Raw genomic sequence first — 21,710 nt, 5'->3', positions numbered from 1 at the left:
TTGGCTTTTTCTTATGAATTTCTGAAACGTATTTTTCTGAAGCAAATTATATGCTAAAATACGAGGGACGCAAGAAAATAGTGGAGGGAAGCCAATGGCAGACAAAAGAGATTATTATGAGGTCTTAGGTCTACAAAAAGGGGCTTCGGATGACGAAATAAAAAAAGCATATCGGAAGCTTTCCAAAAAGTATCATCCAGACATCAATAAAGAACCTGATGCAGAAGCAAAATTCAAAGAAATTTCTGAAGCATATGAAATACTGAGCGATCCTCAAAAACGAGCTGCTTACGATCAATATGGTCACGCGGGAACTGATCCGAACTACGGTGGTGGTTATGGCGGCGGCTTTGGCGGCTTTAACGGCGGGGGATTCTCCGGTGGCGGCTTTGGTGGATTTGAAGACATCTTTGAATCATTCTTTGGCGGCGGTGGCAGAACGGCAAATCCAAATGCTCCGCGACAAGGAGCTGATTTGCAATATGCTGTGGATCTTTCTTTCGAAGAAGCGATTTTTGGTGTGGAAAAAAATATTCATTATAACCGCGAAGAAACCTGTCATACTTGTGGCGGTAATGGCGCAAAACCAGGAACACAACCTGAAACCTGTCATAAATGTCATGGCTCAGGTACGATCAATGTGGAACGTCAAACACCTCTTGGTCGTGTCATGAGCCGTCAAACCTGTGATGTATGTCACGGTACAGGGAAAGAAATCAAAGAACCTTGTATGACTTGTCATGGCACAGGACACGAAAAGAAAAAACATAGCGTCAAAGTCAATGTACCCGCTGGCGTGGAAGATGGTCAACAAATGCGCCTATCCGGTCAAGGAGAAGCTGGCAGCAATGGCGGACCTTATGGAGACCTGTATGTCGTTTTCCGTGTTGAGGAAAGTGATATCTTCGATCGTGATGGATCCGAAATTTATTACGAATTACCATTGAACTTTGTTCAAGCAGCTTTAGGTGACGAGGTCAATGTTCCGACTGTTCACGGAAATGTCAAATTGAAGATTCCTGCTGGTACCCAGACGGGCACGAATTTCCGTCTAAGAGGCAAAGGTGCACCAAAATTACGTGGCAATGGCAATGGTGACCAACAAGTCAAAGTTAAGTTGATCACACCAAAGAATTTGAATGAAGAACAAAAAGAAGCGTTACGGGCTTATGCAAAAGCAAGCGGCCATGTAACCAATGAGCAACAACCTGAAGGATTTTTTGATAAAATGAAAGATGCCTTTGGTGGTAAGAAAAAATAAAAAGCGGAGCCTGAAGAAAACCACTTTTTCAGGCTGCGCTTTTACTAGTGTTTGTGACAATTTTAACAATGTCGGGAATTGGTATAAAAAACTGAAAGTAGGAGAGTTCATGGAAAAAATATTTGTTAGTCCGCAGCGCTATATTCAAGGAGAAAACGTATTAAAAAAAGGCTTGCACTATATTAGCTCATTAGGAGATAAATTATTACTAATAACCGATCCATTTGTTTGGAGGATTGCTGGCGAAGAACTGGCAAGCGATTTAGCCCATCTAGGAATCGAAGTAACCTTAGCAAATTTCAGCGGTGAATCCTCCAATGCAGAAATCAGACGTATTGCAAAAGAAGCAGAAAGAGCAGAAGCGGCAGCAGTTGTTGCTCTTGGTGGCGGAAAGGTGATCGATACCGGTAAAGCAGTGGCCCATCATTTGAAGCGAGCGGTTGCTGTCGTACCAACAGTTGCCTCAACAGATGCCCCTACCTCCTCCATCTCGGTTCTTTATTCGAAAGAAGGGAAATTTGAACAGTATAGTTATTATCCGAAGAATCCAGAACTGGTCTTGGTTGATACAACTCTGTTAGCCAAGGCCCCTGCAAAATTATTAACTTTCGGCATCGCCGATGGATTGGCGACGTATGTTGAAGCCAGAGCAGTAGCTAAAAGCGGCGCTCAGAATCTTGTAGGAGGACGGCCGACTTTAGCAGCTATGGCAATTGCTGAGAAATGTGAAGCAGTGCTGTTTGCCAATGGGGTCGCTGCCTATAAGGCCAATCAGCAGCAACAGGTAACAGCCGCTTTCGATCAAGTAGTGGAGGCGAATACACTTTTGAGCGGACTAGGATTTGAAAGTGGAGGACTAGCAGCAGCTCATGCGATCCATAATGGGTTGACAGCCGCTACTGGGAAGTTCCACCAACTTTCTCACGGAGAAAAAATTGCCTATACGACGTTGATGCAATTGCTGTTGGAACAAGATACAAACGAGTTGGAACGTTATATTGTTTTATATCAAGCTCTGGGGTTACCAACAACGTTAGCAGAAATGCAGATGGACTCACTTAACGATCAGGAATTACTAGCAATCGGTATTCAAGCCACTCTCCCTAATGAAACGATCCATCGAATGCCCTTTAAGATCACAGCAGAAGAGGTAGCAAATGCATTTCAGGCTGTCGATGCATATGTCACCAAAAATTTTTCACAAAGAAAAAAAGATTGACTTCTATTTTTTCCCATGCTATTTTGTTTACAAGCTTAAAAAGGAGGGGACGTAGACATGACAAACAACAACTTTGCATTGGTATGTTGTTGTATGGTGCTAAAAAGCAGCATACTGATTTGTCATGCCTATTAATCGTTCCCTCATCTGGATAAATCACTCTAAGAGTCTCTTTCGTTGGGAAAGAGTCCTAGAGTCATTCTCTAAGAGGTACTGATTGAATAGTCAGTGCCTCTTTTTGTTTGCTTTGATTTACCTTGCAAAGATCTGTAAACAAAGACAGATCATGCCTTTTTAAGCAGGTGATCACCTAGGAATGACCAATTGTAAAACGCAGTGCCTCTGATTTGCTGCAGCACTTTAGCGGACTGACAACAAAAATTTCATTGAAAAGAAGGTTGCCCATGATCGTATCAGATATTAAAGAATTAATTGGTAAGACACCGATTTTTCAGTTTTTAGCCACTGACTACGGCGGAGAAAGCCAAAGCCGGATCTATGCGAAATTAGAATACTTAAACCCTGGAGGTAGTATCAAAGACCGATTAGGCAGTTATTTGATCTCAGAAGCAGTTGCTGCTGGAAGAATAACGAAAGACACAACCGTGATTGAACCCACCGCTGGCAATACTGGGATTGGCTTAGCTTTAGCCGGTTTGGCATATGGATTAGACATGCTTTTTGTGATTCCAGAGACATTCAGTCAAGAAAAGCAACAACTAATCAAAGCCTTAGGAGCACGAATCATTCACTCGCCTAGTCAAGAAGGCATGCAAGGGGCAATCAGGAAAGCCAAATTTCTTGCTGATCAATTGCCAAACTCTTTTTTGCCGCTACAGTTTGAAAATGAACAAAATCCGGCTGCCTATTATCGAACACTAGGTCCGGAAATCGTTCAAGAAATTCCTGAGAGAATTGACAGTTTTGTAGCAGGAGTGGGGAGTGGCGGGACTTTCGCCGGGACAGGTGCGTATTTAAAGTCGATAGATTCTACTATACGTTTGATTGCTGTGGAACCAGAGGGATCGATCTTGAATGGCGGGCCTGCTCATGAACATGCGATCGAGGGGATAGGCGTTGAAGAGAGGCCGATCTTTTTTAAGAGTCTTATGCCAGACAGCATTGAGACTATCAGTGATCCAGAGGGATTTTATTATACCCGGTTGCTGGCAGCCCGTCATGGTCTATTGGTAGGCAGTTCCAGCGGTGCAGCATTTGCAGCCGCTATCCGAGAAAGCAAGCGACTGCCAAAGGGAAGCACGATCGTCACTATCTTTCCTGACAGTGGAGATCGCTACTTGTCAAAAAATATTTATGGTCAACTAGAGGAGGCATAAACATGGAATTTCGCACAAAATTGATTCATGCTGGGATCAGTCAAGATCAAGAAACGGGGGCTGTCAGTGTACCTATCTATCAAACGTCTACCTACAAGCAAGTAGCTGTGGGACAGCCAAAACAATATGAGTACTCTCGTTCGGGCAATCCTACACGGTTTGCATTAGAAGAACTGATTGCTGAACTGGAAGAAGGCATACGTGGGTTTGCTTTTGCTTCAGGTTTAGCAGCAACCCATACTATTTTTTCTTTATTTCAGTCCGGAGACCATATTTTGTTGGGAGATGATGTCTATGGAGGCACCTTTCGACTGCTTCAGAAAATCTTCAAAAAGAATGGATTGACGTATACATTGGTCAAGACTGATGATCCCCAAGCGATTCAGCGGATTGCCGCAGCGATTCGGCCAGAAACAAGAGGAATCTTTCTGGAGACGCCTACTAATCCTTTGTTGAAAATCACAGATATTCAACAAGTTGCCACGATTGCTAAGAAAAAGGATCTCTTGACCATCGTTGATAACACATTTGCGACACCTTATTTTCAGCGTCCACTGGCATTAGGTGCCGATATTGTCATTCATAGTGCAACGAAATATCTGGGGGGCCATAGTGATGTCGTTGCTGGGTTAGTCGTAACCAATCAAGCGGAACTAGCTGAGCAAATTGGTTTTCTGCAAAATGCTATAGGTGGTGTGTTAGGGCCTCATGACAGCTGGCTAGTTCAGCGGAGCATCAAAACATTGGCTTTGAGGATGGAAGCCCATCAAGCCAATGCACTAAAAATCGCCACATTGCTTCAAGAACATGCAGCTGTAGCTAGAGTTTATTATCCGGGGTTATCAAGCCATAAAGGACATGAGATCGCCAAAAAACAAATGTCTGGTTTTAGCGGGATGATTTCATTTGAATTAAAAGCCGAAAACCGAGTAGCTGCGTTTGTTGAATCGCTAACTATTTTTACACTAGCTGAAAGCTTAGGTGGCGTTGAAAGTTTAGTTGAAGTTCCTGCGGTCATGACGCATGCTTCAATTCCACCTTCAATCAGAGAAAAAGCGGGAATCAAAGATGGCTTGATCCGTTTGTCTATTGGCATTGAAGACGCTGCCGATTTATGGACGGACTTAAAGCAAGGATTAGAAAGGGTGCTGGAAGATGGGGCGTGAATTCATTCCGATTTTTTCTGAGTGGGCCAAGCAATATGACGAGACCGTCAAAGGGAAGGATGAAGAATATCGGGAGGTTTTTCTTCATTATCCAGAATTGTTAGCAAATATTGCTGAAAAAGCAGGAGATTCTGTGATAGAATTTGGTAGTGGTACGGGAAATTTGACGTTGGAGTTGATTCGAAGAAAGAAAACAGTGTTCGCGATCGAGCCATCGGCTGCGATGCGTCAAGTAGCTGAGGCAAGGCCGGAGTTGTCACAGGTAACTTTTATTGATGGAGATATGGAACAATTTCCACAGATCAATTTTCCAATCGATACGATCGTTTCTAGTTATGTCTTTCATCACTTGAATGAAACAGAGAAACAGCGAGTGATTAAAAGATATAAAGCGCTGCTTTCTGAAGGCGGAAAAGTCATTATAGGGGATACGATGTTTTTATCCCCTGAGCATAAAGAAAGCATCCTAAGACAGGCAATCAAAGCCAATCACTTACGATTAGCAGCGGATCTGCAACGAGAATACTACCCATTGATACCAGATATTGAAACCTATTTTCGAGCCAATGGTTTTACCAGTCGCTTTAAACAAATCAATGCTTTTGTTTGGCTCGTCGAAGCGAGAGGAGAAAAAGAATGAAAATGAACGTGGAAAGCTTTAATCTAGATCATACGAAAGTCAAGGCACCTTATGTACGGGTCGCTGACAAAAAACAAGGAACAAAAGATACGATTATCAAATATGATGTTCGATTGAAACAACCGAATCAAGCACATATGGAGATGGCTAGCCTCCACTCATTAGAGCACTTGACCGCAGAATTGATTCGTAATCATGCCGATTACATTGTTGACTGGTCTCCGATGGGCTGTCAAACAGGATTTTATCTAACGGTTTTAAATCATGAAGATTATGATGAAATTTTAACTGTGTTAGAAAAAACGATGGAAGATGTGTTGAAAGCGACAGAAGTTCCAGCTAGTAACGAAGTCCAATGCGGCTGGGCAGCCAACCATACCTTAGAAGGCGCCCAACAATTGGCAAGGGAGTTTTTAGCCGAACGGGAGAACTGGTCAACCGTCTTTGCTTAAATCCATTCTAAAAAGCTGTAAGCCACACGAAACATTTCAGCGTGGTTTACAGCTTTTTTTGTTTTGTTACGTAGAAAGAACCTTCTGAATACGTTAGTACCAGTGATATACTATTCTTACTATAATATTTTTTTGCAACTTTTTTGTTGTTCACTCGTCTATATAAGTAAGGAGGGGTAGTGTTGGAGGAGATTTATCAGATCTATTACGAGAAAATTCAGCACTACTTTCAAAAAAGAGTGGGGGATGAGTATCAAGCAGAGGATTTAACGCAAGATGTATTTGTTAAAGTTTTTTTGGCTTTGCCAAAGACAAAGCCAGATGACTTTGAGAGGTGGCTCTTTACGATTGCTAAGTTTACACTATATGATTTTTACCGTCGTAAGCGGTATCTTTTGGTAGCGGAAGAAGTCGATACTTTGATGCAGGAGATTCCTATCGAAGACCAAGATAGTCTTGAAAAAGAAGAAGCGCTCCGTCATGTGAATCAATTGCCTAACAAATTAAGGCATCCTTTGATATTGGCGATTCGCGGCTATAGCTATCAAGAAATAGCAGAAATATTAAATCTAACGTTAAGTACAGTGAAATCTCGTGTTTTTCAAGCGAGAAAACAAGTGAAAAGCAGGTGGTCACATGGATAAAAAACAGTACCAGCGATTACAAAAGTCAGTGGATCGTACAAAGAAAAGCATGGTACTCCAAATGATCTATAGCGTGTTGTTTTGGGGGATGGTAGTGCTTGTTTTATGCTACTTTTTACCATTAGCCTATTATCGTGCAACCGGAAATGACCGCGAGGATTATCAATCGATTCCTTCGACGATGAATGCTCCATATTCGGAAGATGCGCTTAAGAATGATACGTTAGAGAAGTACCGCTACTATTGGTATGAGATGGGACAGCGAAACCTCCATTACGATCCTATCAATCGGCAATCTCTGCTTGCATTTTTGGGGAAAGAGGACGTTTATCCGGTCATTTCTCGTTTAGGAAATCAGAAGACGGTCGCGTACACAGTCGAAAATCGCTATATTTTTGATCAGGCAGTTCAGACAATTGTTTCCAGCGATACGCTGACCGCATTTGCTCCCTCTGCAACACTATATGAGCCAGGCAATGCGGTTTCGACCTATGACTCCTTTCTCGCCTATTTACGTTCACTCGGCGAGTACAAGCAGGCTGAAATTTCTATTACTTTAAAAAATCCTCAAATTCCTAGTGAGCTAAGGGAAAAACTGGCTGATTTGTCTGTTCAACATTATAGTATTGATTATCATTCAGGCAATATTTTTGGTTATTCAGATGAAATGGTTCGTCAGACAACAGGAAATGATTATGATCGGCAAGTAACAGAAAGCGTCACGCAAGGACTGGTTTTTTTGGAAAAATATTATCCGAGTTTTGGGGATCTAGGCTGGGATAGTCCTGACAATCTCCATTTTACCAATGATCTTACCAATCAAATCAATTTCTATGATTTCGGCGACATTCTAAATTATGTCAAAGATAATGGTGTGAAAGTAAGTGCCGTTCATGTATCGGCCTCTTGCACTGAATTAGCTCGATGGTTAGCGGAGAATCGGTCGCTTGTCATGAGAGTCCAGCTGCAGCAGCTCTCAGATATCATGGTCCAAGATGTAATCACGGAAGGAGAATGAGTATTGTTGAAAAAAATTCCATTTAGCAAACTATTCCGTTGGTTTGCAAAAGGGTATTCATTGGTGTTTTTGTCTTGTTATGTTTTCAGTCGTTTCATTCTTTTTCGTTTCAGTTCTTTTAGGTTAAGCACAGGGAGTGATCAACTAACAACCAGAACCTATTCAAGTAATTTGATTGGCTTATTGTTTGAACCGACTATTTTATTGCTGATCATTGGCGGTTTGCTGTATCTTGCTTGGAAAGAAAAACACTGGATCAGAGAATTGATGTATCCAGTTGTTGTTTTGTTATTAATAGTCATTGGAACAATTCTTTATTGATCAAAGGAGGGTATGGGATGAGTTTTTTTAAGGAAATAAAGGAGCAGCGGCAGCAAAAGAAAGAAGCGAAGAAACAAGAATTGCGTAAAAAGAACGCTGAATTAAGGAAACAAGGAAAAGATCCGCTGAAAGGCTGGGGGCAAATGATGGATACTGGTGCTGGGGGATTCAACAAAGCCAATCCAATCGATACAAAAGTTTATTTTGGTGAAAAGCAGAAACGAATCGCTTTAGAAGCACAGCACAAAAAGCAGCAACGAGAAACTAAAATGTCAGATGAATAACAAAATCCGCAGAAAACGACCAAGTTTTCTGCGGATTTTGTTTAGATATTCAAGACTTTGTCTAAAAAGTCTTTGGTCCGTTCGTTTTTCGGACTAGTGAAAATTTGTTCTGGTGTGCCGTCTTCTAGGAAATTTCCGCCATCGATAAACATGACGCGATTGGCTACTTCTTTAGCAAAACCCATCTCATGGGTAACGATAACCATCGTCATGCCTTGTTTTGCCAATTTTTTCATAACATTCAAAACATCACCGACCATTTCAGGGTCCAACGCAGATGTAGGTTCATCAAACAGCATAACATCAGGATTCATAGCTAATGCACGGGCGATGGCTACCCGTTGTTTTTGACCACCAGATAGATTGTCTGGATACATGTCTTTTTTGTCAGCCAAACCCACTGTGTCCAGCAATTGAATGGCTTTTGATTCAGCTTCATTACGAGACATCTTTTTTAAATCCATCGGTGCTAAGATAATATTCTCTAGTACAGAGAGATGAGGAAACAGATTGAAATGTTGAAAAACCATGCCTATGTGTTGACGGACGGCATTGATATTGGTGTTTTTATCCATTAGATGAGCACCATCGATAATGATATCACCACTAGTAGGTTCTTCTAAACGGTTCAAGCAACGCAGGAAAGTAGATTTTCCTGAGCCAGAAGGACCGATAACACAAACGACTTCGCCTTCTTGGATCGAGACATTGATATCATTTAAAACAGTGTTATCCCCATATTTTTTTACAAGATTTTCGACTAAGATTTTTTCCTTCATTTATTTCACCTTCTTTTCTAAAACTTTAGCAAGTTTTGTTAAGGCTGTGATAACAATTAGATACATGACAGCAACGATTAGATAAACATAGGTACTTTGTGTGGTTCTTGCGACAATGATCTTACCAGTTTGCAGCAGCTCCACAACACCAATAACCGAAATGATTGTCGTATCTTTCAGCGAGATAACGAATTGATTGACGAAAGATGGGATCATGATCTTGATGGCTTGCGGCAAAATGATTTTTTGCATGGTTCGGGTATAGGTCAATCCCAAACTGCGGGAAGCTTCCATTTGGCCTACAGGAACAGCTTTGATCCCTCCGCGAACGATCTCTGCGATATACGCACTAGCGTTCAGTGTCAAAGTGATGACTCCTGCAGCAAAGTCGGGGATTGTAATCCCAATTGCATCCGAAAGGCCAAAGAAAATGAAGAAAGCTAACACCATCATTGGTATCCCGCGAATAATATCGACATAGATACCGGCGAAGATACGCAAAGCTCGGATTGGGGACACGCTGAAGAGTCCCAAGATGATCCCAATGATCAACGCTAAAGCAAAGGAGATCAATGCAAGCAGCAGGGTATTCCATAAACCTTTTAGCAAAACTTTGTAATTGTTTTTGATTAAACCAGCGACTGTTGATTCATCGGCTTTCTTTTCTGTAGCCGAACCGTCTTTGATATAACGGCCGACGATTTCATCGTATTCGCCAGTTCGTTTCATTTCTTTTAACGCTTCATTGAACATTTGGATCAATTCAGGATTTTGGCCTTTTTTGACGGCAAACCCATATTGTCCGCCCACTTCTTTCTCAATCGGCGTACTTAGTTTTTGTCCTTGACTGATGGCGTAGCCAATGACTGGGTAATCATCCATCATGGCGTCGATCTGACCGCCACTGACTGCAGCATAAAGTTGATCAGCTGCGTCATAATACTTAATGGTATAGCCGTATTTGTCTTCATTTTCAATCAAGAAGTCTGCACTCTCGGTACCAACTTTAGCACCAACTGTTTTTCCTTCTAAATCTTCATAAGACTTGATACTATCGTTTCCTTCTTTGACCGCAATTTGAATACCACTTTCAAAGTAGGAGTCTGAGAAGTCATACGCTTTTTTGCGTTCATCATTGATACTCATCCCAGCAATCATACCATCCGCTTGATTCCCATCTAACGCTTGTAGCGCTCCTGAGAAACCAATGAAATTAAACTCAATGTTGAATCCTTGCATTTCCGCCGCTCTAGTTAAGAGATCAACATCGATTCCGACATATTCATTGTCTTCATTTTGAAACTCGAAAGGTGCGAATGCAGAGTCACTTGAGATTCGATAGACGTCTTTTTTCGGTTCAACTTTAACCATTTCACTTGCTTCATCAGAAGTGCTTTCTGATGAAGCAATATAAGTAGCAATGATTTCGTCGTATTTACCACTGGATTTCAACTCTTTTAGACCAGCGTTGAATTTAGCCAGTAATTCAGAATTTTGGCCTTTTTTGACTGCGAACCCGTAAGATGCCCCTTTTTCAGGCTCACCCACAAGTTTCATAGCTTCACCATTACTAATCGCATAACCTAAGACTGGATAGTCATCAAAGATGGCCACAACTGTTCCATTGCGAACGGCACCATAAAGCCCGCTAGCATCATCATAGTTTTTGATAGAGTAGCCATATTTTTTTTGATTGGTTTCTAGAAAACGAGCACTCTCGGTACCAACTTTAGCGCCAACTGTTTTATCTTTCAAATCAGCGTAAGTTTTGATATCTTGGTTGTCTTTTGCGACAGCCATCTGAATCCCACTGTCGAAGTAAGGATCTGAAAAATCAAAGGTTTCTTTCCGTTCGTCTGTAATACTCATCCCAGCGATCATCCCATCAAGTTGATTGGATTGGACGCCCTGTAACGAGGAATCAAAGCCTAATGGGCGCAAATCAACAGCAAAGCCTTGATCTTCAGCAATAGCATTTAACAGATCAATGTCGATCCCTACATACTCATTTTTTTCGTTTTGAAATTCGAAAGGAGCAAATGTCAGGTCTGTTCCGATTTTATACGTTGTTTCTGCTGCACTGACTGGCTTGTTCGCAAAAGCGAAAAAGCAGAAAATCACTGAAAACAGTGCACAAAACATATATTTTCTTTTCAAGAAAATTCCCCCTTTTGATTTTAACGTATTTTTAGATTATAGGTATTTTTGTAAAAACACACAAGTCTTTCGGTCAATATTTGCAAAAAACAGCGCTATTTCTGACATTGGGTGTTAGAAAAACTGACATCTTAAGTAAAGTTAAACTAGCAGAATAAAAAGTACAAAAGATGGCGAAAGTATGTTCGCTATGGTATACTATTCTATGGAAAAGCGTCAGCTTTCTTTTTGTTTCACGGACGCTTCGCAAATATAAATACAGGGGGAATGAAGATGATCGAAAGAACGACTTCCCATGAATTTGAATTAATCTCAAAATATCAGCCGGCAGGAGATCAGCCAGAAGCCATCCATCAATTGGTCGATGGCGTCGTTGGGGGCAAGAAGGCGCAGATTTTGTTGGGGGCAACTGGAACAGGGAAAACCTATACTGTTTCAAACTTGATCAAAGAGGTCAATAAGCCAACACTGATTATCGCACACAACAAAACATTGGCGGGTCAATTATACGGTGAGTTCAAGGAATTCTTTCCTAATAATGCAGTAGAATATTTTGTCAGCTATTATGACTATTATCAACCAGAAGCATATGTACCTTCCAGTGATACTTACATTGAGAAAGATTCAAGTATCAATGATGAGATCGACAAGCTGCGGCACTCGGCGACCAGTTCATTACTGGAACGCAACGATGTGATCGTGGTTGCTTCAGTCTCTTGTATTTTTGGTTTGGGTTCACCAATCGAATATGCAAAGCAAGTGGTTTCTTTACGAGTAGGAATGGAAAAACCGCGGGATCAACTACTGAAAGAAATGATCGACATACAATTTGAACGCAATGATATCGATTTCCAACGGGGACGCTTTCGTGTTCGAGGAGATGTGGTAGAAATTTTTCCGGCATCGCGGGACGAGCGGGCATTACGCATCGAGTTTTTTGGCGATGAGATCGATCGAATTCGAGAAGTGGATGCGTTGACTGGGGAGATTTTAGGGGAAACAGAACACGTTTCTATTTTCCCAGCTACTCACTTTGTGACCAACGAAGACCATATGGAACATGCTATCGCTTCGATACAAAAAGAACTCGAAGATCGATTAGCTGTTCTTCGAAGTGAGAACAAATTATTGGAAGCACAACGTTTAGAGCAACGCACCAATTATGATATCGAAATGTTGCGGGAAATGGGCTACACATCCGGGATCGAAAACTATTCACGACACATGGATGGGCGCAAAGAAGGCGAACCACCTTACACGTTGCTGGACTTCTTTCCTGATGATTTCCTGATCGTGATTGACGAGTCTCACGTAACGATGCCCCAGATTCGTGGGATGTACAACGGCGACCGTGCCCGCAAACAAATGCTGGTGGATTATGGCTTTCGTTTACCGTCTGCGTTAGATAACCGGCCGTTACGTTTAGAAGAATTTGAAGAACATGTGAATCAGATCGTTTATGTCTCAGCAACGCCGGGACCTTACGAGCATGAACAAACGGATACCGTTATCCAACAGATCATTCGTCCAACAGGGTTATTGGATCCAGTAGTAGAGGTTCGCCCGATCATGGGGCAAATTGATGATCTTGTAGGAGAAATCAATGAGCGGGTAGAAAAAGATCAACGGGTCTTTGTTACCACATTGACGAAAAAAATGGCAGAGGATCTGACCGATTATTTTAAAGAGTTAGGAATCAAAGTCAAATATCTTCACAGTGACGTCAAGACACTTGAGCGGACAGAGATCATTCGCGATTTGCGGCTTGGTGAATTTGATGTATTAGTCGGGATCAATCTGCTTCGAGAAGGGATCGACGTTCCTGAAGTTTCTCTCGTAGCGATCTTAGATGCGGATAAAGAAGGATTCTTGCGTAGTGAGCGTTCTTTGGTCCAAACAATTGGTCGAGCTGCTCGGAATTCTGATGGTAAAGTGATCATGTATGCGGATAAAATGACTGACTCTATGCAGCGAGCGATTGATGAAACAAGTCGCCGCCGCAGTATCCAAGAGGCGTATAATAAAGAGCATGGCATCGAACCAAAAACGATCATTAAGGAAATTCGCGATTTGATCGCTATTACGAAAGTTGCGGAAGAGTCAGGCGATTATACAACCACTTCGTATGAAGACATGACTCGTGAAGAGAAAGCAACTCTCTTATTAAAACTGGAAAAAGAAATGAAAGATGCCGCAAAAGCATTAGACTTTGAAACTGCAGCTACTTTACGAGACACGATCTTGGAATTGAAAGCAGCTGAGTAAAAGGAGACAAGAGAATGGCAAATGATAAAATCGTAATCCATGGCGCTCGCGCACACAATTTAAAGAACATTGATGTGACGATTCCTAGAGATAAACTGGTTGTTGTGACCGGTTTGTCTGGTTCAGGAAAGAGCTCTTTGGCGTTTGATACCCTTTATGCAGAAGGACAGCGGCGGTATGTGGAAAGCTTGTCTGCATATGCACGACAATTTCTAGGACAAATGGATAAGCCAGATGTGGATAGTATCGATGGACTGAGTCCAGCGATCTCCATTGATCAGAAAACGACGAGTAAGAATCCTCGCTCAACGGTCGGTACGGTGACCGAGATCAATGACTATCTGCGTTTGCTGTACGCCCGTATTGGACACCCGATCTGCCCGAATGATCATATTGAGATCACTAGTCAATCAGTGGAACAAATGGTCGACGAAGTACTGGCATTGCCAGATCGGACAAAGATCCAGTTGTTGGCACCGATCGTTTATCAAAAGAAAGGCCAGCACAAAAAAGTTTTTGAAATGATTCAACGAGAAGGGTATGTGAGGATTCGAGTAGACGGTGAAATCTATGATGTTTCTGAAGCGCCTGAACTGGAAAAAAATAAAAAACACGACATCGCCATCGTGATTGACCGGGTCGTTGTCAAAGAGGGCATTCGTTCGCGATTGTTTGATTCTTTTGAAGCCGCATTACGTTTGGCAGATGGCTACGCTGTAGTAGATGTGATTGGTCAAGAAGAGATGTTGTTTAGTGAACACTATTCTTGTCCTTATTGCGGCTTCACAGTAGGCGAGTTAGAACCACGTTTGTTTTCTTTCAATGCACCTTTTGGGGCTTGTCCGGATTGTGATGGATTAGGGGTAAAATTAGAAGTTGATACTGATCTAGTGATTCCTGATACTAGCAAAACGTTGCGTGAAGGTGCAATCGTTCCTTGGAATCCCATTAGTTCACAATATTATCCACAAATGCTGGAACAAGCTTGCTTGGAATTCAATATTGAGATGGACACGCCTTTTGAAGAATTGCCAGAAGAACACCAAGCAATTATTTTGAATGGTTCCAATGGCGAAATGTTCCATTTTCATTATGAAAATGATTTTGGCGGTGTACGGGACGTTGAAGTACCCTTTGAAGGAATTCTTCCTAATATCAAACGTCGCTATCATGAAACCAATAGTGATTTCACCCGGGAACAAATGCGTCTGTACATGACAGAATTGACCTGTAAAACCTGTCATGGCTACCGGCTAAACCCGCAAGCATTATCCGTCAAAGTGAATGGCAAGCATATTGGTGAACTTAGTGAGATGGCAATTAACAACGCCTTATCATTTGTCGAAAAATTAACGCTCTCTGAACAAGAAAAGATGATCGCAAAACCGATCGTCAAAGAAGTGGATGACCGGTTAAGCTTTTTGCGCAATGTGGGATTGGATTATTTGACTTTAAGTCGGGCTTCTGGCACTTTGTCCGGGGGCGAAGCTCAACGTATTCGCTTAGCGACACAAATTGGTTCCAATCTTTCTGGTGTGCTTTATATCTTGGATGAACCTTCGATCGGTCTTCATCAGAGAGACAATGACCGCTTATTGGATTCATTGCGTAAAATGAGAGATCTTGGCAATACATTGATTGTGGTCGAACATGATGAAGACACCATGCGTTCTGCCGATTATTTGATTGATGTAGGTCCGGGAGCTGGACATGCTGGCGGCGAGATCGTTGCAGCAGGGACCCCAGAGGAAGTTGCGGCTAATGAACATTCGCTGACTGGACAATATCTTTCAGGAAAACGGGAGATTCCAACGCCGGCAGAACGTCGAGCAGGAAATGGACAGTCCATTCGCTTGACTGGCGCAGCTGAGAACAACTTGAAAAATGTCAGCGTTGATTTTCCTCTTGGAAAGTTTATTGCTGTGACTGGGGTATCTGGTTCGGGAAAATCAACATTAGTGAATGAAATTTTGAAAAAAGCTTTAGCACAAAAAATCAACCGCAATTCGAACAAACCGGGAAAATATAAGAAACTAACCGGATATGAAGCAATCGAAAAGCTAATCGACATTGACCAAAGTCCCATCGGGCGAACCCCTCGAAGTAATCCGGCAACTTATACAAGTGTTTTTGACGACATTCGTGATTTGTTTGCAAAAACCAATGAAGCCAAAGTCCGCGGTTATAAAAAAGGTCGCTTCAGCTTTAATGTCCGCGGCGGTCGCTGTGAGGCGTGTAAAGGAGATGGGATCATCAAGATCGAGATGCATTTCTTGCCGGATGTCTATGTTCCTTGTGAGGTTTGCCACGGCAAACGATACAATTCAGAAACCCTCGAAGTGCATTACAAAGGGAAGAATATAGCAGAGATCCTTGAGATGACGGTCGAAGATGCTGTCGAATTCTTCAAACATATTCCTAAGATCCATCGAAAATTACAAACGATCGTTGATGTAGGTCTAGGGTATGTCACGATGGGGCAACCGGCAACCACTTTGTCAGGTGGGGAAGCACAGCGAATGAAACTTGCCAGTGAACTCCACAAAAATTCTCATGGAAAAAGCTTCTATATATTAGATGAACCTACAACTGGTTTGCATACGGATGATATTGCTCGTTTATTGAAAGTCTTGGAGCGTTTTGTTGATGCAGGGAATACAGTTCTAGTGATCGAGCATAATCTTGATGTGATCAAATCAGCAGATCATGTGATTGATTTAGGTCCAGAAGGCGGCGAGGGCGGAGGAACGATCCTTGCAACTGGTACACCTGAAGAGATAGCAGCAGTTCCTGAAAGCTATACCGGAAAATACCTCAAGAAAGTCTTATGAGAGAGGTAGGATAAAGGCGGAGATAAAGGGGATTTTAGCAAAATTTAATATTTACTGTAATAATTCTGCAAATTCTCAAATAACTCTTGTAATGCACCGTTTATTTGTTAAAATAGCAATAGGTAAATGTCTATTCGTAACAGAATAAACGACCTATAAGTTCTATCCGTTCAAAGAAGAGGAAGGCAATCAGAGGTACATACTTTGATTGCTTTTTTCTTTATGGTATTATAGGTCTGTTGTAACAAAGTAAATAGGTAAAAATCTAAATTTATATATGCAAAAGAGAGAGTGGTTTTATGAATCCGGAAAAATTCGTTCCTATTTTGTTAGGAAGCGATATGAATGTCTATGGTATGGCAAGAGCCTTTCACGAAGCATATGGCATCCAGTCAATTGCTTATGCTGGGACACAGCTTGCCCCCACCCGCTATAGCAAAATCGTCAAGGTCAATCAAGTAGCAGGATTTGATCATGATCCTGGTTTTTTAGATACATTGATTGATTTGGCAAAAACCACTTATAACGATCCCTCTATGACTTATTTGTTGATTCCTTGCGGGGATGGTTATGCTGAATTGTTAGCGAAACATAAAGCAGATTTAGCGTCATATTACACATTTATTGCGAATGATTATTCTTTGTTGAAACGATTGATCAATAAAGTGAGTTTCTATGAAGTGTGTGAAGAGTTTGGCTTACCTTATCCAAAAACTTTTATTTTGACACCAGATCTATTAGAGGATGGCCGCTTTACTCAAGAACTGCCATTTGAGTTTCCCGTGGCATTGAAACCGGCAAATAGTGTCGCTTGGTTATCTGTTGATTTCGAAGGACGGAAGAAAGCCTTTATTATTGAAGATCGTGCCGAGTTCGATAAGATTGTTGAGCGGATTTATCAAGCTGGCTATAATTACGAGATGATCGTGCAAGATTTTATTCCAGGGGATGACAGCAATATGCGTGTGCTGAATGCCTATGTTGACAAAGACCATAATGTACGAGTGATGGCATTGGGTCATCCACTTTTAGAAGATCCAACTCCTGGAGCAGTCGGCAATTACGTGGTTATTCTGCCGGATGAAAACCAACAAATCTATCAAATGATTTCGACGTTCTTAAAACAAATTCAATATGTTGGCTTTGCCAATTTTGATTTGAAATATGATAGCCGAGATGGGCAATACAAATTATTTGAAATCAATCTTCGTCAGGGGAGAAGTAGCTTTTTCATCACATTAAGTGGATTGAATCTTGCTAAATTTCTGACAGAAGACTTAGTATTTGATGTGCCTTTCCAAGAAACTGTTTATGGGAAAGCATATGCTCCAACAGCGAAGCTTTGGTTGGGTGTACCGAAAAACATCTTTTTGGATTATGCCAATGAAAATGAAGAAAAAGAACGGGCTAAAAAGCTGCTAGCCGAAAATCGCTGGGGGACTACCGTTTTTTATGACAAAGATCTCTCCATCAAACGTTGGATTCTACTAAAAAGAATGTTCTATCTTTACAACAAACGATTTAAACTGCATTTCCATTCGAAAGAAGGCTAGTCTATGGAAAACTTCTTTAGTATCTTAGGTGGAATGGGAACGATGGCGACTGAAAGTTTTGTACGAATCTTGAACCGTCGAACCGTTGCTCATAAAGACCAAGATTATTTGAACTATGTGTTATTCAATCATGCGACAGTGCCAGATCGCACTGCGTATATCTTGAACAACGATTTAGAAGATCCTGTTCCTTATTTGCTTGATGACATCGCTAAACAGAACTTATTACAGCCAAATTTTATTGTACTGACATGTAATACTGCGCATTATTTCTTTGATCAGTTGCAAGAAGCCACACCGATTCCGCTACTTCACATGCCGCGGGAAGCTGCTAAATCTTTGCAAAAAGAAGGTGTTACCGGGAAAGTGGCCTTTTTAGGAACAGAAGGTAGTATCAAGGCTGGGATTTATGAAGCCGAGTTACGTGCTTGTGGCTTTGATGTCTACTTGCCTGAGCCGCAATTACAACAAAAAGTAAATACATTGATTTATGATCGGATCAAAGAATCTGATACATTAGACCAAGATCTTTATTTTGAGATCTTAGAAGAAGTAACACATAAAATTGGTTGTGAGAAAGCTGTCCTAGGCTGTACCGAACTTTCATTGATGGAAGAATTCACGGAAAATAATCCTTATCCGGTAGTCGATGCGCAATCGATTTTAGTCGATCGAACAATTGAAAAAGCGTTAACTTATCGAAATTGAGCGAGGCATTGACATGGGAGTCAACTCTCATGTTGATGCTTTTTTTGTGCGGTAGTGTTTAAATGATACGCCCGGCATGATATACTGTTAATGAGTGAGGAAGGAGTTTTACGATGACAGAAGTAGATAATTTAGAACTAGTGATCATCACTGGTATGAGTGGAGCAGGAAAAACCGTTGCTATTCAAAGTTTTGAGGACATGGGCTATTTTTGTATTGACAACATGCCGCCGAGTTTAATTCCTAAATTCTGGGAATTGATCAAAGAGTCAGGGAAAGTGACCAAAATTGCATTGGTCGTTGATTTGCGTTCGCGTTCCTTTTTTGAAGAAATCCAAAGCATGCTGATCGATATCGAGAATACTCGATTCATCGATACAAAAATATTGTTCTTAGATGCTACAGACAATGAGTTGGTTTCTCGTTATAAAGAGACACGCAGAGCCCATCCCCTTGCGATGGACGGCTTAATAACGGAAGGGATCCGTAAAGAGCGTGCGATCTTGGAAGACTTGAAGACAAAAGCGAATATCGTGATCGACACGACAACTTTAACACCAAGACAGCTGCGAGAAAAGATCAATCAAGAATTTCGTTCTTCCCATGAACATGGATTTCGGGTGGAAGTTGTTTCCTTTGGCTTCAAATACGGATTGCCTATCGATGCGGATATCGTGATGGACGTGCGATTCTTACCAAACCCACATTATATACCCGAATTGCGTCCGCTAACGGGAAAAGATGAAACCGTATATGACTATGTCATGTCTTTTCCAGAAACTGAAGAGTTTTATCAGCAATTTGAGACATTGCTTGAAACTATAATGCCTGGGTATATCAAAGAAGGAAAAAGCAGTTTGACGGTCGCAATTGGTTGTACGGGCGGACAACATCGTTCGGTCGCTTTATCTGAACGGATCAGCGCTGCTTTAGCAAAAAATTACAAAGTCAATGTGACCCATCGTGACAAAGATAAGCGCAAAGAGACGGTGAATCGATCATGAAAATGAAAACCTATCGAATCCGTAAACCTAAGATCGTTGTCATTGGGGGCGGAACTGGCCTGCCGGTCATTTTAAAAAGTTTGCGGAATCAAGGTGTTGATATCACAGCAATTGTGACGGTCGCAGATGATGGTGGCAGCAGTGGTGAGATCCGCAACCTAGTTTCGTCTATTTCGCCTCCAGGTGATTTGCGCAATGTGCTGGCTGCTTTGTCAGATATGCCGCAACTCTATAATGATATTTTTCAGTATCGGTTCAAGAAAGAAGACAAATTTCTTGCAAACCATGCCTTAGGTAATTTGATCATTGCCGCCATTGCGGAAATGCGCAACAGTACCTATGAAGCGATCCAGATACTTTCAAAAATCATGCACATTGATGGCCATGTCTATCCCTCTTCTGACCAACCTTTAATTTTGCACGCTGTTTTTAAAGACGGGACAGAAGCAGTGGGAGAATCCAAAATTGCCTTGGATCGTAAAACCATCGATCACGTGTTTGTGCGGAATCAAGATGACGAAAATGAACCCAAAGCTGCACGTAAAGTTGTGACGTCGATATTAGAAGCTGATATGATCGTATTAGGACCGGGTAGCTTGTTTACGAGTATCTTGCCGAATTTGATGATCAGTGAGATCGGACAGGCGTTGCTAGAAACGGCAGCGGAGACTGTTTACATCTGCAATATCATGACGCAAAAAGGGGAAACAGAACACTTTACTGATGCAGATCATGTTCGAGTTTTGCATCAACATTTAGGGAAGTCTTTTATTGATACCGTGTTAGTCAATACAGAGAAGGTCCCAGAAGGCTATATGGATCCAGAAATCTACGATGAATACCTTGTCCAAGTGAAACATGACTTCCAAGGACTGCGGAATGAAAGTTGTCGCGTGGTTTCAGCGGATTTCTTAGAGTTACGTGATGGCGGTGTCTTTCATGACGGTGATAAAGTGATCGATGAATTACTGCGGATCGTCTACGGTGCCAAAATCTAGAAAGGAGGCGACGCTATGTCCTTTGCAGCAGAAGTCAAAAAGGAACTGACATCACTAGAAGTACATCGGGAACATGCAAAAGCAGAATTAGCTGCTTTGATACGAATGAATGGATCGTTAAGTATTAACAACCAGCAGTTCGTTCTCAATGTGCAAACAGAAAATGCTGCCATTGCTCGGCGGATTTATTCCTTATTGAAAGATCACTACAATGTCCGAAGTGAGCTGTTGGTTCGTAGAAAAATGAAGTTGAAAAAGAACAATGTTTACATCGTTCGCTTAAAACAAGAGACCAAACGTGTATTGCTAGATTTAGATATTATGGATGGATTGATGTTTCATAGTCATGTATCGGATGAAATTATGGGGAATGCCCAAAAAATGCGTTCCTATTTACGGGGGGCATTTATGGCATCAGGTTCAGTCAACAATCCAGAGACCAGCCGCTATCATTTGGAAATCTATTCGATCTATGAAGAGCACAATCAAGATATCTGCGATATGTTGAACTATTATGGATTGAATGCGCGAGCCCTTGAACGACGAAATGGCTTTATTTCTTATTTAAAGGGCGCAGAAAAAATTGCCGATTTTCTCACATTGATCGGCGCGACCAATTCGATGCTCAAGTTTGAAGATGTTCGGATTGTCCGCGACATGCGCAATTCAGTCAATCGTTTGGTGAATTGTGAAACAGCAAATATGAACAAGACCATCGATGCAGCTTCCAAACAGATTGACAATATTGAATTTATTCAACAACGGGTGGGGCTGGGAGCTCTTCCAGAGAAGCTGCAGGAAATTGCAGAATTGCGATTGGAACATCCTGAAGTCAGCTTGAAGGAGTTGGGAGAGATGATTCCTTCTGGAGCGATCTCCAAATCAGGCATCAACCATCGAATCCGTAAAATCAATGAATTTGCGGATCGTTTGCGAGATAAAGTCAGTTAAACTAACCTGTGCCACAGGTCATAACAAGACAACAGTTGAAGGGATAGAATGAAGCTAAAACGGCTAAGTATCAAGTAGTTTTGGCTTCGTTGGACCGCACGTGCGAGTCGATTATCCTTCAA

The 21,710-nt window shown here is 41.7% G+C and carries 19 protein-coding genes; 17 read left to right on the top strand and 2 right to left on the bottom strand.

What is annotated here, in order from left to right:
* Nucleotides 1-94: 94 nt before the first annotated feature.
* From dnaJ to DVW06_RS03830, 10 genes are all read left to right on the top strand, one after another.
* Nucleotides 95-1,261 carry a molecular chaperone DnaJ gene (gene dnaJ / locus DVW06_RS03875; RefSeq protein ID WP_137264423.1) on the top strand — a complete coding sequence of 389 codons (1,167 nt, stop codon included), beginning with the start codon at nt 95-97 and terminating at the stop codon, nt 1,259-1,261.
* A 109-nt stretch (nt 1,262-1,370) separates the two neighbouring features.
* A complete protein-coding gene (locus DVW06_RS03870; RefSeq protein ID WP_003126399.1) occupies nt 1,371-2,480 on the top strand; it encodes a glycerol dehydrogenase in 1,110 nt (369 codons plus the stop codon).
* A gap of 404 nt (nt 2,481-2,884) precedes the next feature.
* On the top strand, nt 2,885-3,817 hold the full coding sequence (locus DVW06_RS03865; RefSeq protein WP_096711058.1) for a PLP-dependent cysteine synthase family protein: 933 nt from the start codon (nt 2,885-2,887) through the stop codon (nt 3,815-3,817).
* A 2-nt stretch (nt 3,818-3,819) separates the two neighbouring features.
* Nucleotides 3,820-4,983, top strand: a complete 1,164-nt coding sequence (locus DVW06_RS03860; protein ID WP_029486761.1) for a cystathionine gamma-synthase — start codon at nt 3,820-3,822, stop codon at nt 4,981-4,983.
* Complete coding sequence (locus DVW06_RS03855) at nt 4,973-5,623, top strand: class I SAM-dependent methyltransferase (RefSeq protein WP_096711056.1); 651 nt, start codon at nt 4,973-4,975, stop codon at nt 5,621-5,623. Before DVW06_RS03860 ends, DVW06_RS03855 begins: the two co-directional genes overlap by 11 nt.
* Complete coding sequence (locus DVW06_RS03850) at nt 5,620-6,075, top strand: S-ribosylhomocysteine lyase (protein WP_003126404.1); 456 nt, start codon at nt 5,620-5,622, stop codon at nt 6,073-6,075. The genes DVW06_RS03855 and DVW06_RS03850 overlap by 4 nt, the downstream gene beginning before the upstream one ends.
* Before the next feature lie 179 nt (nt 6,076-6,254).
* On the top strand, nt 6,255-6,719 hold the full coding sequence (locus DVW06_RS03845) for an RNA polymerase sigma factor (RefSeq protein WP_003126405.1): 465 nt from the start codon (nt 6,255-6,257) through the stop codon (nt 6,717-6,719).
* Nucleotides 6,712-7,737 carry a hypothetical protein gene (locus DVW06_RS03840; protein ID WP_137264422.1) on the top strand — a complete coding sequence of 342 codons (1,026 nt, stop codon included), beginning with the start codon at nt 6,712-6,714 and terminating at the stop codon, nt 7,735-7,737. Before DVW06_RS03845 ends, DVW06_RS03840 begins: the two co-directional genes overlap by 8 nt.
* 3 nt (nt 7,738-7,740) lie before the next feature.
* Nucleotides 7,741-8,058 carry a hypothetical protein gene (locus tag DVW06_RS03835; protein ID WP_003126407.1) on the top strand — a complete coding sequence of 106 codons (318 nt, stop codon included), beginning with the start codon at nt 7,741-7,743 and terminating at the stop codon, nt 8,056-8,058.
* 17 nt (nt 8,059-8,075) lie between these two features.
* Nucleotides 8,076-8,342: a hypothetical protein gene (locus tag DVW06_RS03830; protein WP_081132010.1), complete on the top strand. Its 267-nt coding sequence runs from the start codon at nt 8,076-8,078 to the stop codon at nt 8,340-8,342.
* 41 nt (nt 8,343-8,383) lie between these two features.
* Here DVW06_RS03830 and DVW06_RS03825 read toward each other — a convergent pair whose 3' ends face one another.
* Both DVW06_RS03825 and DVW06_RS03820 read right to left on the bottom strand, forming a co-directional pair.
* Nucleotides 8,384-9,121, bottom strand: coding sequence for an amino acid ABC transporter ATP-binding protein (locus DVW06_RS03825; protein ID WP_003126409.1), 738 nt, complete (start codon nt 9,119-9,121; stop codon nt 8,384-8,386).
* On the bottom strand, nt 9,122-11,278 hold the full coding sequence (locus DVW06_RS03820; RefSeq protein WP_003126410.1) for an amino acid ABC transporter substrate-binding protein/permease: 2,157 nt from the start codon (nt 11,276-11,278) through the stop codon (nt 9,122-9,124).
* Between the two features lie 273 nt (nt 11,279-11,551).
* Here DVW06_RS03820 and uvrB point away from each other — a divergent pair, with 273 nt between their 5' ends.
* The 7 genes from uvrB to whiA all read left to right on the top strand — a co-directional run bounded on the left by uvrB (nt 11,552) and on the right by whiA (nt 21,588).
* Nucleotides 11,552-13,543: an excinuclease ABC subunit UvrB gene (uvrB, locus tag DVW06_RS03815; RefSeq protein WP_005471338.1), complete on the top strand. Its 1,992-nt coding sequence runs from the start codon at nt 11,552-11,554 to the stop codon at nt 13,541-13,543.
* A 14-nt stretch (nt 13,544-13,557) separates the two neighbouring features.
* Complete coding sequence (uvrA, locus tag DVW06_RS03810) at nt 13,558-16,374, top strand: excinuclease ABC subunit UvrA (protein ID WP_137264421.1); 2,817 nt, start codon at nt 13,558-13,560, stop codon at nt 16,372-16,374.
* 299 nt (nt 16,375-16,673) lie between these two features.
* Nucleotides 16,674-17,927, top strand: coding sequence for a carboxylate--amine ligase (locus tag DVW06_RS03805; protein WP_117474667.1), 1,254 nt, complete (start codon nt 16,674-16,676; stop codon nt 17,925-17,927).
* Nucleotides 17,928-17,930: 3 nt separating this feature from the next.
* A complete protein-coding gene (locus DVW06_RS03800; protein ID WP_021149805.1) occupies nt 17,931-18,635 on the top strand; it encodes an amino acid racemase in 705 nt (234 codons plus the stop codon).
* 113 nt (nt 18,636-18,748) lie between these two features.
* Nucleotides 18,749-19,639 (top strand): RNase adapter RapZ, encoded by an 891-nt coding sequence (rapZ, locus tag DVW06_RS03795; protein WP_003126416.1) that lies wholly within the window; start codon nt 18,749-18,751, stop codon nt 19,637-19,639.
* The gene (locus tag DVW06_RS03790) at nt 19,636-20,637 is read left to right on the top strand and encodes a gluconeogenesis factor YvcK family protein (protein ID WP_005471344.1); all 1,002 of its coding nucleotides are present in this window, start codon (nt 19,636-19,638) and stop codon (nt 20,635-20,637) included. Before rapZ ends, DVW06_RS03790 begins: the two co-directional genes overlap by 4 nt.
* Before the next feature lie 15 nt (nt 20,638-20,652).
* Nucleotides 20,653-21,588 (top strand): DNA-binding protein WhiA, encoded by a 936-nt coding sequence (gene whiA, locus DVW06_RS03785; protein WP_003126418.1) that lies wholly within the window; start codon nt 20,653-20,655, stop codon nt 21,586-21,588.
* Nucleotides 21,589-21,710: the final 122 nt, after the last annotated feature.

The sequence above is a fragment of the Enterococcus sp. ARL09-542 genome (assembly GCF_005234805.1).
Classification (GTDB): domain Bacteria; phylum Bacillota; class Bacilli; order Lactobacillales; family Enterococcaceae; genus Enterococcus_D; species Enterococcus_D gallinarum.
This window is presented reverse-complemented; position numbering and strand designations above follow the sequence as displayed.